The following is a 445-nucleotide window of genomic DNA, read 5'->3' as shown; positions in this document are numbered from 1 at the left end:
ACGGCCGTTTATGTTTTCAAATGATTAACCGGTCAACTGCTTGGTAATCAGGTTTTTCAGCGGCTGGAAGTTATTGTCTGCACGCAATACCAAAACGCGCAGCAGTTTCGCCGGAGCAGTTTCATTGGTAAAGAGTTTCAGCAGCATAGTGGTGCCGTGGTAAATCGGAGGGGCGTGGAGCATATGCTTGGTGCTGTATTTTTCCAGCAGGCTCTTCGCACCAATATCCTGACCACGTTGCTCGGCTTCAAGAACCAATTTGGCCAAAAGATCGGCACTTGCCAGACCCAAGTCGAAACCGTGCGCAGCAACCGGAGGCATACCGACCGCGGCATCGCCGATCAACGCGCTGCGTTTGCCGTAGAAACGTTGGGCAATCAGGCCGACCAAAGGATAATTGGGAATGGTGCTGACCAATTCCATATCGCCCAGACGGCCTTTGAGT

General features: G+C 52.1%; 1 pseudogene. It reads right to left on the bottom strand.

From position 1 onward, the window contains the following. Nucleotides 1-24: 24 nt before the first annotated feature. Nucleotides 25-445: pseudogene (locus ACTHUT_RS22035) on the bottom strand (5-demethoxyubiquinol-8 5-hydroxylase UbiM); the annotation flags it as partial.

Source organism: Neisseria sp. P0022.S010 (genome assembly GCF_051956635.1).
Note: the sequence above shows the minus strand (reverse complement) of the source record. Positions and strands in the feature narration are given on the sequence as shown.